Source organism: Leptospira yasudae, assembly GCF_003545925.1.
Taxonomy (GTDB): domain Bacteria; phylum Spirochaetota; class Leptospiria; order Leptospirales; family Leptospiraceae; genus Leptospira; species Leptospira yasudae.
In genome coordinates, this window is sequence record NZ_QHCU01000003.1 from 369,879 (window position 1) to 384,521 (window position 14,643).

A 14,643-nucleotide genomic window follows, 5' to 3' on the forward strand; every position below is an offset into this window, starting at 1 on the left:
TCGGTAAAAGCGAGGTCGGGATCATCCTTGCCATTCGACAAAATCGGGATCAAATCTTACATACATTCGATTTATTGAATGTATTTTTCGGATTATCCTAAAACGAAAGAGGAGCGCTCTCATCCCTCTTCGATTAAAAAGAATCTTCAGTAAAAAGCGCGCGTCTTGCCGGTTTCTTCTTTTTTCTAGATCGAAAATATGTGACAATCATTTGTTCCGACAAATCGATCTAGGGCAGAAAAATGTGCGAGTTCCCACACATTTTTGGATAAAGCGGAGGATTCTTTTGAAAATTTGTTTGAACGTATGAGTTCCTACATTTGAGCTAAATGTAGATTTCTGTATAAGTCGAAATCGGAACCTCGGAGATCGGATAAGGATCGGAATTGAACCGGTTGGAAATCCTTTTAAATGAGTAGAAACATATTTGGTTTCTTGAATGTGTTCCTCGGCTTTTGTTGAAATCGAATTCGGTTCGCTTTTGATTCTTTTTTGATCCCTTCTAAATCTAAAATTCTCTTATCACCTATAAATTATTTCATAGAGATACGCTCGCATTCGTTCACAAACCGAACGTCACCGCGCTTGTTCGTTGCATTTACAGTGCTTTTTACCGATTCCTTATTTTTCAATGATTTGGGATTTCCTTTAATCCTTTGTTCAATCTTGGCGCGCGCCCGTCATTTTCCATTTCGGGTGGAAATTCCGTCCTATGACGTGCAATCGCGACGTAGATTTGTCGGAACTCTTGTCGTAAACTCACCGCATCATGAATTTAGAATCCATTCAATCGGCGATGGACAAGATGATCGAGGAGATCAAAAAACCAGATCCACCGATCCCTATGATCCTCGCCGATCAATCCTCTCTTCCTTCTTCTTATCCGTACGGAGTTTATAAAATTTTAGAATTGAATAAGGATTCTTTCGGCAGCGCGTCGAGACGGATCGAATCGATCGATTCTGCGCATTATAAGGAAACGTCTCGGATTACACAATCGATTTCGCTTAACGTTAAATTTCTGCACGATTCTTCGATCGCGACTTGTTGGGAGCTTTCGGAAAAGGCGATGAGCTGGTTCGATTCGAAAGAAGGGATGATCGAATGCGAATCGTTTTCGATCACTCCGGTTTTGATTTCTCCGAAGATTCAAGACCAAACGGTTTTAACCGCAAGCTTGACGTACGAGTATAGAACGAGCTTCGACATCATTTTTAAATTAAGAAAGTACAGCGAAAAGCAAGGCGAATCGACCGCAAGCGCACCAACGGTTGAATATCAGGAGGAAGCATGAGCGCACAAACAGTCTCTAAAATAGAGCCGATCAGTATCAATCTATTTCTTAGAAATACTCCGGTTTCTCAAATGGGATTCGGATTACCTTTGATTCTCGGAATCAAGGCTCCAACCTATTTTTTACAAGTTTCAAGTAATTCCAGCGGTCTCATTTGGAAATCCGCAACTCCGGGAGTTGTCTATGTCCAAGTGAAATACGTCGTCGCCGGAAACAACACGGCTCTCAGCGTAGTTCGCGCCGGAACCGGAACGGTCAATGACCCTTATGTGATTACGGTTAACGTTGCAACGGATGCAGGCGGCGTCGCCACTTCGACAGCGCATCAGATCAAACTCGCAGCGGAGGCGGTTTCCAATATCGCAGGCGCTACGAAGATCGTGGATGTGATCGAAACGGCGGATGCGGGCAGTGGAGTCGTTTCGGCTTTCGCACAAGCTCCGCTCGCTTACGAACGATACATGGAAATCACGAGTGCGGACGATCTTTTGGAATTGGGTTTTACCTCTTCCGATAAGGAATACGTTCACGCTACAAAGGTTTTCAGACAAACTCCGAGACCCAAAACCGTTGCGGTTTTTCTTCTCACAGCTTGGGCGAATGCAGCTGCGGAGATCGCGGCATTGCGCGACGGCGGAAAGGACGCTTGGTTTAAAACCACGGCAACCACTCACGATAAAAGCGAAATACACGCGTTAGGCGATTATCTCGCGTCCATCGAAAAGATGTTCTTCGCATGCACGAGCGATCTTACCGCGCTTACGGGAAGAAATTCCATCTGGGAATATCTGACTCTTCATAAGAATCCGGATTCTTTCCCCGAAGCAGCTTGGGTCGGCAACTCCGCACCTCGCAGAGTCGGTTCGTATAACTACGCTTATCTGCCGCTCGATGGCGTCGAGAATTCCGGTTACACAAATTCTCAGATGAACTCAGTATTTGCGGACAACGGAAACTTGATCGTTGATTTCGGCGGAAAGCAGGTTCCTTATCCGGGAATTTCCACGGCTAAGGTTTATGCCGACGTTGTGGAGAATCGTTCTTGGCTGAAAGCGCGTTTGAAAGAGAACATCACAGCTCTCTTTCTGAATTCGGACGTCGTTCCCTATACGATGCAGGGTATTCAGATGATCGAATCGAAAATGCGCGAGGTATTCGTTCAAGCCGGCGTTCAAGGGATCATCGCTTCCGTCGAGACCGAAGCGGATAAAACCCGTTCCGATCTCGGAGACTATCAATACAAGATCAACCTTCCCGCATCGATCGACGAGATTCCGACGAACGACAGAAACAATCGGGTTCTTCCGAACATCACATTCTCTTGTCGCTTGAGAGGAGCGATCAACGAAGTCGATATCGACGGGGAATTAACCTAAGGAGCATTTAGAATGAGCGGTATTTGGGATCCAAAAAAATTAAACGTTAGCTGCAACGGCAGAGACGTAAGCGGCTTAAGTCAAGCGGACGGGTTCTTTAAAATCGAACCGGTTACAAAGGAATACATCCTTTCGCAAGTCGGTATAAAAGGAGATTGGAACATCTCCGAAGTATATGACGGAAGAGTAAAGTTGACTCTGACTCTTATGGGTGATTCTCCCGAGAATGAATATTTTTATGCTCTCGGAGAAGGCAGGCTTCCGTGCGTGTTCACGATCAAGGATAAAAGCGACGGAGGAATGCTCGGCTTTTCCGCACAAGGAAGAGTTTGGGAAAGACCCAACATCGAAAAGGGAAAGGAATACAAGGATCGCGCTTGGGTGTTTCTTCTTCCCGATTATAAAGGAGTGTTGACCGCATGATAACGGATAACGCGAACCAGGAAACGGCGAAAACGGATAAGAAGATTGCGAAGAATTCTTCCCAGGACGCGGAGAATTCCGTTCCTTCCGAGCCGATTTTAGAGACGATCGACGACGATGCAAAGGTTGCGCAGATTCATTTCGTGGATGGAAGAAGATACAAACTTCAGCATCCGGGAAATCGAAAGGCTCTGCGTTGGAGACAGGAATCGATCTCTCTGACCGAAGGACTCAATCAGGATAAACTGATGGACAAGTTCTTTAAGTTTTGCGTAAAGCCTGTCGATCACGGCTTCGAACCTACGTTAGACGTAATCGAACCGAATCATGTGGAGGTATGGCTGCACGTGGCGAATCGATTTCTTAAGTGGGAGTTGGAATAACCGATTCCCGAATTTAGGGGAAGCGCCGTCCGTCGAAGAATGGATGAAGTGGATCGACGAAGAAGTGGAACGAGAACTCTTCTTCTGGCAACCCTTCATCCTCGGTGCGGCGCATTTTACGAGTAAGGAACTTGAGAATGCGTCCACCGTTCTTTATATGAAGATGATGGAAGTGGTGGATCGGCGGAAAAGAAGAGAAGCGGAAGAAAAGGCGGAAGAACTGAAATTTTTAGCCAAGCTGATTCAAGGCTCCGGTCATTGAATCGAACGGATTTTGAAGATAACGTAGATAAGAGAAGGAAGTATGGCGGCCCGAGAAATAAATATTACGATTAAAATAGACGCGAACGATTCCATGTCGGAAATCCAAAACGAACTCGACGATTTGCGCGGACGTCTTCTGGATTTTTCGGATTCATTCCAATTGTTTTCGAAAGCCGGAGCGACGGCAATGCGGGATTTCGGAGGATCGATCGCAGATTCTATCGGAAAGTTCTCCACACCTTTATCGCAGCTTGCGGATCGTTTGAAAACGAGTGAAACAAGTCTGACGAGTTTGTATTCGAAGGTGAAAGGAAATGCCGCTTTGGAAAAACAATTCTTCGACGTGGCGAAGGCTGCTGGTTTTACGCAAAGGGACATCGCTAAGCTCGACTTTCAATTAAATGCCACGGCCAGAACTTCCGCACTTCTTTCCGGTGCTTTAAAAAATCTCGCTCAAATCGGAATGACCGCTTTTAAAAGCGTGATCGCTCCGGCTTGGGAGGCGGGAATCGCATTAGAAAAGCAAAGAGAAGTCCTGAAAAGACTTTCCGGCGGCGAAGGTTTCGGAAAGTTACAAGCATCGATTGAAAGCACTATTCAATCTTCGAAAGGACTTGCGACGCAAAAAGATCTTACACAAGCCGCCAATGAAGCTATCAAAGCGGGAGCTTCGGTGGACTTTATCACTCGGAATCTTTCCGGATTACAAAAGGCGTCCAGACTCAGCGGGAACGAATTGTCTTCCTCGATGAATCAAGCGTATGATGCGATTGAAAACGGAAGCACCGAGTTTTTAACGAATAACGGTAATTTATTTTCAAGTTATTCGGAAGAATTCAAACGAATCAACGAATCGGGAATGTCCGCGATCGACAAACGTCTCGCAAGGGAGAAGTTGATCACCGATGCGCTCAACGAAAACAGTAAATTACAAGATGCTTATGGAGCGCACGTAAGAACCACTTCGGCCGTTGTAGACAGATTCGGCAATCGAATCGAGGATTTAAAATCCAAGTTCGGAACTTTGCTATTGGACGCGTTGAATCCGGCCATGAACTATTTTGCGGATTTATATGATTATTATACGGAAAATGCGGAAGGAATCGAAGAACTAAAAGAAAGGGTGATCGTATTCGGAAGCATCCTTGCGGGGGTTTTAGGAGCGATCGCCGTAAAGATGGTTCTGGCTTCGGGCATCACATTGAGTGCGATGATTCCTGCATTACTCGGAATGGCCGCCGCAGGTTTGATGGCGGTCGCACCTTGGATTCCTGCGATCGTGATCGGAACCGCGGTAGGAATCGTCATCGCGGGTTTGATTCTTATCATCCGCGATCTATTCAAATGGATGAGCGGAAGTAAGTCGGTGATCGGAGGGTTTCTTGGTCCTTTTCATAATATTAAGAAACTATTTAGCGATTTGGCGCTTTGGTTTCAAGGTTTGCCGGATACCATCGTGAAGTTCTTCAAAAATCTTGGTCCTAAGATCAAAGAAGCTTTGAAAGGAATGATTCCCGGCGACCTACTAAAAATCTTCGGAGTCGCTTCGGTAAAAACCGATAAGGTGGAGACCGTCGAGGATGCAATTATCACCAAACAGGGAAAAGTCGTAAAATTTCATCCGGACGACAACTTGGTGGCCGTCAAGGACTTGGGTGTTTTGGGAGGTTCGAAGTCGAACAAAGGCGGAGGCATTTCGGTAAACATCGCCAATGTAGTGTTAGGTTCCGCGACCAGAAGAGAAGATGCGGCCGTGTTCGCTTCCTATCTGGAAAAGGAACTGGATAAGATCGCGTTGAAGATCGGTCTCGCATCGGGACTTGCACCGGAGGTAGGATAATGGGAATCGTATCGGGAAGAGACACCATTGCGTTTACGGACGGCGACACCGAAGTGGAAATGAACGTGTCGATGGATATTCAATATACGTATCCTGCGGAAATCACGGGACATCCCGTCGAAAGGGAAAAAGGAAAAGCTTCCATAACGGATCATGTGATCCCGGGAAAAAGAGGAATTTCATTACGCGCTATTTTGTCATCTTCCGTAAACGCATTCACTTTATCGAATATAACCGTCGATCGAAAGTTGGAAACTCTGATCCGTTGGCAAACGGAAGGAACGTTTCTTACGATGCTCGGATACGAGACGGGAGGAATCATCAATCGAATTCTTTCCATGCTGCCTGCTTCCTTTCGTTTCGTCGAACCGGACGATCCGGATCGGCGTTATCTGGGAAGATCGATCGATGAAATCCCGAATCTTCTTTTAGGAGACGTGTCTTTTTCCGAAGTCAAGGAAACGGGAAAGGACGTTACGGTTTCGCTTTCGATCGTGCCGATTCTGGTTGCGGAAGCGAAAACGAGAGAAATCAAAAAGGTCCCTTCGGGCGGAAGAAAGAGTTCCGCGAAGGTAGAGAAAACGGGAGCGCCAAAAAAGTAAGGGTAGTTTAGTATATGCCAATATTCCAATATTTACCGATTAAAAGCGATACCTTTCCGATCTCCAACACGTACGAGATCGGATCGAAAGAATACGATTTCGAATTCGCATATAATGAGAACGGAGACTTCTTTACCGTTCTTGTGCGGAATCAGGACGGAAAAGAATTATTTTCCTCCAAACTCGTTTACGGGGTTCCTTTGAATCACGTCGTGGTCGACGACTTTCCGCTTTCGATTCTTCTTAAACCTTTGGACCTGGACGACTTGTATCGGGACGAGTATACCGACATTCCCGTGAATGCGAAAACGTTCGGAAGCAGAGTGCAAATTTATCTGGAGGGCGAAGTATGATCGGAAATCCGAAATTGTTCGGCCGGGTCGTTTCCTTGGAAATTCTTCCACGAAGCGGAGCAGGGAAAGAATTCACATATCCGCCTTTCGATATCGAGTTCGAAACGGAGATCGGTCCGATGAATCTAACGACCGTCAAGATCTATAACGTGAACGAGGATACGATGAATCTGGTCGGAGCGAAATCGAAAGGAAGCGGATTTCAATATCCGAGCGCATCCTTAAGCGCGGGATATAAGGACGAATTCGGAGTCGTCGCAAACGGAGAAGTGATTCGCCCTCAATTCAAACAGGATGAAACGAACAAAATTTTAGAGTTCAAAATCAGCGCGAACGCAGCCTCTTGGGCGAGTTCTTATATTATGAAAACGTACAATAATCTTCCGGCGATGACCGTGATCCTGGATATAATCAAGCAAGGGAATCTAAAACCGGGGAGAATTACCTTAGGGGAAAACAAGATCGTGAATTTCAGCGCCAACGTTTCGTTAGGCGATTGCATTCAAAAATTCTGTAAACTGACAAAGTCGCAGTATTGGTTTCAGGACGGTTTTTTATACGTTGATTCTTTAAGCCCGGATAAGAAGCCGAGCAGAATCTTTTTGGACGATTCATCCGGTTTGATCGGTGTTCCGGAAAAAGGTCAAAAAACCTGGAAGATTAAAAGTCTGTTTCGGCATCAGTTCAAGAAGAATGTAATCGTCTCTGTGAAAGGAGGCGGGTTGAACGGCGACTACAGAATCGAAAAAGGGAAACACGTTTTTTCCACGTTTCAAACGGAGAGTTATTCCGAACTGGAGGTGATGCCGTTATGAATTTGGACGAAGTCATTCTCGCTGCGATACAAAAATCGCTTTCACGCGCCCAAGTCGGATTGCCGGGAATCATCGATTCGTTCAATGCGAATCAGATGACGGCTAACGTAAAACTTCCTTTTAAACAAAAAGACGGAAGCGGAGAAGAAAAGGCGTTTCCGATTCTTTCCAATGTTCGGGTGGGAACACTGTGGGCCGGGGATTTTTTCATCAAACCCGATTACAAACGGGGAGATAAAGTCTGGGTTTCGTTTTCTACGCACGATATCGGCGACGCGGTTCGAGGAGTAAGTTCGGTAGTCTCGGAGTCCTTATTCGATCTGCAAAGCGCGTGTGTCGTTTCCGGCTACAAAGGAGAAACTGAAGCTCCTCCAACTACCGCAGGCGAATCCGGTTTGCTCATCGGAAATAAACAAGGAAGTTCTCTCATTCAACTCGATGAAGATCGGATTAAGATTCGAGGCGGTTCCGTCGATCTTTCCGAGTCGGCGGTTTTAGGGGAGACATTGGCCGATTTGATGCGCATGATCTTGGATGTCTTTATCAACAACGCGGCTTCGTTTACCGCAAATACGGTTCCCGGTTCTCCAGCCGCTTTGTCCCCATCAATCGTATCTGCGTTGAATGCGCGTAAGGCGGAAGTGGATCAAATTCTTTCTCAAAAGGTGAAGATAGGATGAAAGGTTTAAAGATAGAACACGGAGACGTTGTTCGGGAACAAGGGCGCCCGATCGTTTTGGACGGATTGGAGTATTATTCACAAAGAATCAAACACGCGATTCTTCTGTCTTTAGGAGAGTCCGCGTATGATACGTTAAGCGGAATCGATTGGTTTACGATCTTTTCTTCGAAGGTTTCGACGGACCGGGTTCTGTTTGAAATCAGAAGAATCATTCTTAAAGATCCGGAAACCGTATCTTTGGAAAACATCGAGGTTGTCGAAACCGAAGGAAAAAGCAGGGGAATCTATATTCGATTTTCCGCAAATACCATTTATGGGAACGTAACGGAGGAAATATAATGGCCGGAGTAACGGAACAAGGTTTTATACGAAAATCGAAAGACGAAATTCTTTCCGATTTGGAAGAAAAATACAGGACCGCGTTGGGACAGGACATCGATCTTTCGATTCTGAGCGAAGACGGAATTCGAATGAGAATTCTCGCGGACGAACTGGACGCGGTTCATCAGCTTGCGGAATCCGTCTTTTATTCGAATTTCGCGCACACGGCGACCGGCGTTTCTCTGGATCGAGTGTTGAATCCTTTGGGAGGAGAAAGACAACCGGCGAAACGTTCCATTGTCGCATTAAATTTTTCCGGAGTGAACGGTTCCTTTGTGGACATCGGAACGATCTGTCAAACGGGAAACGGACTGCAATTCATTACGATTCAATCCGGAACAATTTCCGGCGGGTTTGTGACACTCAACGCGCAGGCTTTAAATTTGGAATACGGAATCAACGGAAATGTTCCGGCTAACACAATCAGTACGATCGCAACGGCGATCGCCGGAGTAGATTCGGTTACCAATCCGGAACCGGCAACCGGAGGAAGATCGATCGAGACGGATATCGAATATCTGAATCGTTTTATGAACGACGGAGTCAACGGCGGTTCTTCGGCCGCAAACGTACAAAGCGTTTTGAATCAAATCGACTCGGTTTTAGCGGCTGTCGTCTATGAGAACAACACAGATTTCGTCGATGTAGACGGAAGACCTCCTCATTCTATGGAAGCCGTGATCGAAGGAGGAACTCCGCAGGAGATCGCAGAGGCTTGTTTGCGAAATTGGCCGGGCGGCATTGAATCCTACGGATCGCAGAACGCAACCGTGATCGATAGTAAAGGAGTTACGAGAACCTATTATTTCAATCGTCCCGCCGACGTTACTCTTTTTGTTAAGATCGATATAACGCGAGACTTAGCGCAATGGGTATCCGGTTCGGAAACGATCGTAAAAACGAATTGTATCAAAGTGATCGGAGGCGTGGATACGATCGGCTCCGTTTCCACATCCTATAAAGGAGACGGCACAGGTGCGGACGTGTTCGCATGGAAGTTGATTGCGGCCCAGAGCGGATTGAGCGAATACGAGTCCGTCAAGGTTTTAGGAATTAAAGCGATGACCGTAAAGGTCGGCTCTTCTTCGCCCGCAAACTTGGATGAATTGTCGATCAACAGTCGCCAAAGAGCCAAACTGATTACCGCAAACATTCAGGTGAACTTTGTATGAATTCCAGCGATTTGGATTCCGTATTACAAAAGTATCCGCTCTCGCTTTTTACGAGGACCCCCGATTCGCAGATCGGAAAAAAATGGGAAGTCGACCTTGAATTGTTAAACGAAGTTCGTACCGTTTTGAAGTCCATTCAAGGTGTTGCGGATTTTAGAACACAAAACGGCGCCGTCCTGGATTTGATAGGGAAGAATCTCAAACAACCGAGAGACGGGATGGATGATTTTAAATATAAGATTTTTCTTTCCATCGCAAGACAAAAACGGAAATCGAAAGGCGACATTCATTCGATGAACGAAATCGGATCTCAGATTCTCGCCGGAACGGGAACGTTATACGAAATCAAGGAACTCTGTTACGGAGGGGAGCCCATGCTTTTGGATGCGCTACTCACCCTAAACGGAGAATATCCGCTTTCCGGAAGTACGAAACGTCCGGCAACGATCGAAGTTGTTTTCTCCGGTTCGGTGGATTCGGTCGTTGTGGCTCCCGAGTTTAATAAGGCGATGGCGCAGATACGCGCCGGCGGGGTCAAGGCGATCATTCGATATCGATTCGAAATGTCCACGTTGGCCGGAAGGCTTTATGGAGTTTCACTGCGAACTCCGCTCCTGGATGGGAGTTGGTCACTGAACGGTTTTACTCTTTTGTCAGGAGAAAAAGTTCGAATCCGTCCCTACGAAATCGCATTCGGAATCGGAGGGCTAATAAACGAAGTTCCGCGAGTTCCGCAAATCGGAGACCTTGGATTGCAAAATGAAGTGTATCGAAAGCTAATCGATATCCGTTACGATAACGAAGGGAATCGCTTCTTTCAAGCGACATTAAAACAAGGAGAGGCGATCGGTTGCAATATCAATGAAATCGGTCTTTTCGATGAGGATGGAAACCTTCTCTATCTGAAAACATTTCCATCAAAGGCAAAAGACCATTTAATAGTTTATGATTTTATAATAAAGGAGGAATTTCAGTGATTCAAATACTCGCGAGAGAAACGAACGTAGAATTTGCGGGAACCGGAAAATTCAGAATCGAATTGCTTCCGATCGCTCTATTCAAAACGCACGAAAGCCTTTTGCAATACTGCGATCGAAAAGGGTATAAAAAAAGCGGGTCCGGATTGGATTCGGAATTTACTCGGGACGAGGATTTAAAACCGGTTCGGGACAGATTAAAAAGATTCGTAGATCAGCCGTTTAAAGTATATGAAAAGTTTATCATATTGGAACAGGAAGTGAGGAGCGACGATGGCAGTGTTTAACCCCGTAAAAACAAGAACCTGGAGCAAAAATACTCCCGCCGATGGAGATCTGATTGACGACGAGTTCGATCGTCAATACGAGAATTTCCAGTATTTAAAAGATCGAATCGATACAACCGACTCGAATTTAGTGAATTTTCTGATCCCGATCGGAAGCATCATTGAAGATAGCTTGAATCTTGCGCCTGCTTCGAACTTTAAGGATGCCAACGCTCAGGCAATTTCAAGAACTTCCTTTGTTTCGTTGTGGGATTCCGTGCATCGGGTAATCACCGGAATCGTTCCGGCTACAGATCGAATCAATTCCACAGATCATGGATGTATCGAAGGTCAACTTGTGAAGTTTTCGTTTACGGGAGGTGGGGTTACAGCGCTTACGAAATACTACGTTCGTAATCCAACCTTAAATGACTTTCAGATTTCTGCGACACCCACGGGTTCGATCATCGATCTGACTTCTTCTCAAACCGGGGATATGATTACGAATGTTGAATATGGTTTTGGAGACGGTTCGACAACCTACAATCTTCCTGATCGGAGAGGAATTTTTGCGAGAGGCGCTGGGGTTCACGGAACGAGAGCGAAAGCTGCCGGAGGAAATTATGATGCAGGAGTTGTCGGGACGGAAGGACAAGATCAGATGCAAGGACACTATCATGATAATTATTCTTACGATTCGAAACCCTACCAGATTGGAAGTGCACTAGGTGCGTATATATCCGCCGATGGACTTGGAAATTCAGTTATAGGTATAAGATCTCCAAAGACGGACGGATTGAACGGACAACCACGGGTTGGTAGTGAAACTTCTCCTGTTTATGTAGCCGTAAAATATAAGATAAGGGTGCTTTGATGTTGGACATAGCAGTAAAAGGTCGTTTGTTCATTTTGCATCTGTTAAGGTCGATAGTGGAATTTTTCGCAGGAGAAAGAATGAACGATTGTTTTATGTCGAGTACTTTCATTATGCATTTCCCAGTAATGTCACAATCTGAAACCGTTTTAGGAGGAGCCTATGGCTGTATTTAATTCAACGAAAACCAGAACTTGGAACAAAAGCACACCAGCCGATGGCGATCTCATTAACGAAGAAGTAGATCGGCAATATGAAAATGATCAATATCTAAAGGATCGAATTGACCAGTTAGAGTCAAACTTTGTCACAGTTCAAGTTCCGCTAGGTGGAATCATTGAGGACAGTTTGAATATTGCGCCTGCTTCTAATTTCAAGGATGCGAACGCTCAGGCGATTTCAAGAACTACGTTTTCTGCACTTTGGGAATTCGTTCATAAAATTATCACTGGAATCGTTCCGGCTACAGATCGAATCAATTCTGCGAATCATGGATGTATCGAAGGTCAACTTGTGAAGTTTTCGTTTACGGGAGGTGGGGTTACAGCGCTTACGAAATACTATGTTCGTAACCCTACCGCGAATGACTTTCAGATTTCTGCGACACCCACGGGTTCAATCATCGATCTGACTTCTTCTCAAACGGGTGATATGATTACGAATGTTGAATATAGTTTTGGGGACGGTTCAACAACGTATAATGTTCCGGATCGAAGGGGGATTTTTGGGAGAGGGGCAGGCACTCATGGAACGAGGGGAAAGGCTATTAATGGAAATTACAATGGAGGTGTCGTTGGCTTCGATGGGCAAGATCAAATACAAGGACATTTTCATAATAATGCAATTAGCCCAAAGGCCTATTCGAGCGGTGGTGTAACCGATGATTATGTAGGTGTAAATTTTTCCTCAGGATCTCCGGCTAGTGGCGTTGGAAGTCCGAAAGCGGATCCTAATAATGGAACTCCACGGACCGGAGACGAAACAACACCTGCCTACGTCGCAGTAAGATATAAAGTGAGGGTAGCATAATGAATTATATCATTGATCAACAAACAAAGAGAGTAGTATGGATAAACTCTGATCCGAATCAGCTTGCAGGAGAAAACGCCTGGTCGAATTTCGATCCAAGTCGGCATCAAATCGCATATGCTCTTCATTACAACCCCCAAGTGGGTGAGACTTTTACGGCGACATTAGAAAATGGAATCGCAAAACAATTCGTATCGAAAAAAGTATATAACAAAGATACGATGATAGAGAGAGTTCTACTGAATTGGGATGAAGAACCGGATCCTGCAACGGAAACGGAAGACGAACCCCTTCGGGATGAAAAAGGATTTAATTTACCATATCAAAAGCATTCAGAAGCAGGCTGGAGTATCGACCTTCCTTTATGGAAAGAAGACTTGTTACGTTCCGTCGATCGAATTTGCGAATTAAAAATCACTTCCGGATTTACATCGTCAGCGTTGGGAGCATTGCATCGCTATGAATCCGATCGCGACGATCAGTTGAACTTGATCGGTTCGGTTTCAATGGGTGATCCTGTTCCATACAAATGCGAAGATACAAACGGCATAAAGGAATATAGGCTTCATACCAGCGCTCAAATCAAGCAGGTGCTGAATGAGGGGGCGGCACGTAAGATTCAGCTGTTGCAAACAGCGAATGCACTTAAGTCTCTGCTAAGAGCTGCGAATACATATGAGGAGATGAATTCTATCGATATTAATTCCGGCTGGGAATGATTTTCGTTTTTGCCCCTTCATTGTTTTCCCGTCTTTCGGGCGCGCAATTTAGGGGCTCCTTCATTTCTAATAATTTAAAGTTTGAGAAATTTCTGAATTCAACTTGATCGATTGTGAAAAATCAAAGGAAAAGCTGATCGATGTTTTAACTTACGGAAAGTTTTTTGCGATGAACAAGGTTTTAAAGTCGACTCTTAATCAGAATATTATTCGATATCCAGTCACTAAAGTTTATGAAGAATGATAAAATTTTAAATTTTTCAATTCGGTTCTATAGATTTCTTTATTCCGTCCATGTGGCTTATTCTTGATCTACATCCAATAAAACTTTTTCCACCAGATTCTTTTGTGTCCAAGGTATAAAATGATCTTCTTCGTCTAAAGCGATTGTCGTTAATTGCGATTTCAAAAAATGTGTCCGAGAGTATTCTAGATTTTTAAATGGAACTAACGAATCTTTTCTTCCGTGAATCATAATGATTTTACAATAGATCTTTGCCCAAAAGACTTCTAATGAATGGAGCTGCTCTTTAAGGGGAAGCATTTCGTCGTTACTATTTTGGATTTCAATCGGCAGAAAGAATTTAACCCAGTTCCAATCCGCGATTTGATTGTACCATCGAATTTCTTCGTGTTCAGCGCTTAAAGGAGCCGCAAGTAAAACCAAGACATTTATATGATTCTTTGGATCGGAAGCGATTTTTGCTGCGATCGGCCCTCCATAGGAATGACCGACGATTACTATATTCTCTTTTTTTGATGTAGAACTCGATTGTAAAAATTCATGAATTGCATTTTCAATCAACGCCGCTTGCGATTCCACATCTGCTACTACCATGTTTGGGCTTGATTTTCCGAAGCCCGGCCTATCCAAGGACAAAATACAGTATTTCGCGAGCAGATTTTTATTTTCCAAATACCAAGTGTAGTTTTGCCAACCTCCCGGTGAACCGTGTATGAATATAAGAATATTTTGTTTTCCTGTTTTACAACCGCTTGCTACCCCGTACAACTTACGATTTCCGGATTTAAGATAAACTTCCGAAGGCGTAGCGCCGGATTCCTTCAGTTGAAGAAGGCTTTCATCCGGTTTTTTCTTTAAATCTTCCGGAATTTTGCACGAAACACCGAAAACAAGGATTAAAGTTAGAGTGCCTAGCAAAACGAATAGATGGCAAGTCTTCGAATACATT

At 44.8% G+C, this 14,643-nt stretch carries 18 protein-coding genes; 17 read left to right on the forward strand and 1 reads right to left on the reverse strand.

Annotated elements, in window-relative coordinates; translation table 11 throughout:
- Nucleotides 1–769 precede the first annotated feature (769 nt).
- From DLM76_RS10515 to DLM76_RS10595, 17 genes are all read left to right on the forward strand, one after another.
- A complete protein-coding gene (locus DLM76_RS10515; RefSeq protein ID WP_118965157.1) occupies nucleotides 770–1,294 on the forward strand; it encodes a phage neck terminator protein in 525 nt (174 codons plus the stop codon).
- The gene (locus DLM76_RS10520) at nucleotides 1,291–2,670 is read left to right on the forward strand and encodes a DUF3383 family protein (protein WP_118965158.1); all 1,380 of its coding nucleotides are present in this window, start codon (nucleotides 1,291–1,293) and stop codon (nucleotides 2,668–2,670) included. The genes DLM76_RS10515 and DLM76_RS10520 overlap by 4 nt, the downstream gene beginning before the upstream one ends.
- A gap of 12 nt (nucleotides 2,671–2,682) precedes the next feature.
- A complete protein-coding gene (locus DLM76_RS10525; protein ID WP_118955386.1) occupies nucleotides 2,683–3,093 on the forward strand; it encodes a phage structural protein in 411 nt (136 codons plus the stop codon).
- Nucleotides 3,090–3,476 (forward strand): LIC_12613 family protein, encoded by a 387-nt coding sequence (locus tag DLM76_RS10530; RefSeq protein WP_118965159.1) that lies wholly within the window; start codon nucleotides 3,090–3,092, stop codon nucleotides 3,474–3,476. The genes DLM76_RS10525 and DLM76_RS10530 overlap by 4 nt, the downstream gene beginning before the upstream one ends.
- Before the next feature lie 43 nt (nucleotides 3,477–3,519).
- Nucleotides 3,520–3,738, forward strand: coding sequence for a hypothetical protein (locus DLM76_RS10535; protein ID WP_118955384.1), 219 nt, complete (start codon nucleotides 3,520–3,522; stop codon nucleotides 3,736–3,738).
- 42 nt (nucleotides 3,739–3,780) lie between these two features.
- A complete protein-coding gene (locus DLM76_RS10540; protein WP_118965160.1) occupies nucleotides 3,781–5,580 on the forward strand; it encodes an LIC12611 family phage tail protein in 1,800 nt (599 codons plus the stop codon).
- On the forward strand, nucleotides 5,580–6,182 hold the full coding sequence (locus DLM76_RS10545; protein WP_118955382.1) for a phage baseplate protein: 603 nt from the start codon (nucleotides 5,580–5,582) through the stop codon (nucleotides 6,180–6,182). Before DLM76_RS10540 ends, DLM76_RS10545 begins: the two co-directional genes overlap by 1 nt.
- A 14-nt stretch (nucleotides 6,183–6,196) precedes the next feature.
- Entirely contained in the window at nucleotides 6,197–6,535 is a 339-nt protein-coding gene (locus tag DLM76_RS10550) for a phage baseplate plug family protein (protein ID WP_118965161.1), read from the forward strand.
- Complete coding sequence (locus tag DLM76_RS10555) at nucleotides 6,532–7,350, forward strand: phage protein (RefSeq protein ID WP_118955380.1); 819 nt, start codon at nucleotides 6,532–6,534, stop codon at nucleotides 7,348–7,350. The genes DLM76_RS10550 and DLM76_RS10555 overlap by 4 nt, the downstream gene beginning before the upstream one ends.
- Nucleotides 7,347–8,030, forward strand: coding sequence for a Gp138 family membrane-puncturing spike protein (locus DLM76_RS10560; RefSeq protein WP_118965162.1), 684 nt, complete (start codon nucleotides 7,347–7,349; stop codon nucleotides 8,028–8,030). The genes DLM76_RS10555 and DLM76_RS10560 overlap by 4 nt, the downstream gene beginning before the upstream one ends.
- Nucleotides 8,027–8,371, forward strand: coding sequence for a contractile injection system sheath initiator (locus tag DLM76_RS10565; RefSeq protein WP_118965163.1), 345 nt, complete (start codon nucleotides 8,027–8,029; stop codon nucleotides 8,369–8,371). Before DLM76_RS10560 ends, DLM76_RS10565 begins: the two co-directional genes overlap by 4 nt.
- Nucleotides 8,371–9,585: a baseplate J/gp47 family protein gene (locus tag DLM76_RS10570; RefSeq protein ID WP_118965164.1), complete on the forward strand. Its 1,215-nt coding sequence runs from the start codon at nucleotides 8,371–8,373 to the stop codon at nucleotides 9,583–9,585. The genes DLM76_RS10565 and DLM76_RS10570 overlap by 1 nt, the downstream gene beginning before the upstream one ends.
- Nucleotides 9,582–10,562, forward strand: a complete 981-nt coding sequence (locus DLM76_RS10575; RefSeq protein WP_118965165.1) for a phage tail protein — start codon at nucleotides 9,582–9,584, stop codon at nucleotides 10,560–10,562. Before DLM76_RS10570 ends, DLM76_RS10575 begins: the two co-directional genes overlap by 4 nt.
- Nucleotides 10,559–10,849, forward strand: a complete 291-nt coding sequence (locus tag DLM76_RS10580) for an LA_1064 family peroxide-responsive upregulated protein (RefSeq protein ID WP_118955375.1) — start codon at nucleotides 10,559–10,561, stop codon at nucleotides 10,847–10,849. Before DLM76_RS10575 ends, DLM76_RS10580 begins: the two co-directional genes overlap by 4 nt.
- Nucleotides 10,836–11,702, forward strand: coding sequence for a hypothetical protein (locus tag DLM76_RS10585; protein WP_118965166.1), 867 nt, complete (start codon nucleotides 10,836–10,838; stop codon nucleotides 11,700–11,702). Before DLM76_RS10580 ends, DLM76_RS10585 begins: the two co-directional genes overlap by 14 nt.
- A gap of 162 nt (nucleotides 11,703–11,864) precedes the next feature.
- Nucleotides 11,865–12,731, forward strand: coding sequence for a hypothetical protein (locus DLM76_RS10590; RefSeq protein ID WP_118965167.1), 867 nt, complete (start codon nucleotides 11,865–11,867; stop codon nucleotides 12,729–12,731).
- Nucleotides 12,731–13,450 carry a DUF4376 domain-containing protein gene (locus DLM76_RS10595; RefSeq protein ID WP_118955372.1) on the forward strand — a complete coding sequence of 240 codons (720 nt, stop codon included), beginning with the start codon at nucleotides 12,731–12,733 and terminating at the stop codon, nucleotides 13,448–13,450. The genes DLM76_RS10590 and DLM76_RS10595 overlap by 1 nt, the downstream gene beginning before the upstream one ends.
- A 301-nt stretch (nucleotides 13,451–13,751) precedes the next feature.
- Here the strand turns inward: DLM76_RS10595 and DLM76_RS10600 are convergent, their stop codons facing one another.
- Nucleotides 13,752–14,642, reverse strand: coding sequence for an alpha/beta hydrolase family protein (locus DLM76_RS10600; protein ID WP_118965168.1), 891 nt, complete (start codon nucleotides 14,640–14,642; stop codon nucleotides 13,752–13,754).
- Nucleotide 14,643 lies beyond the last annotated feature (1 nt).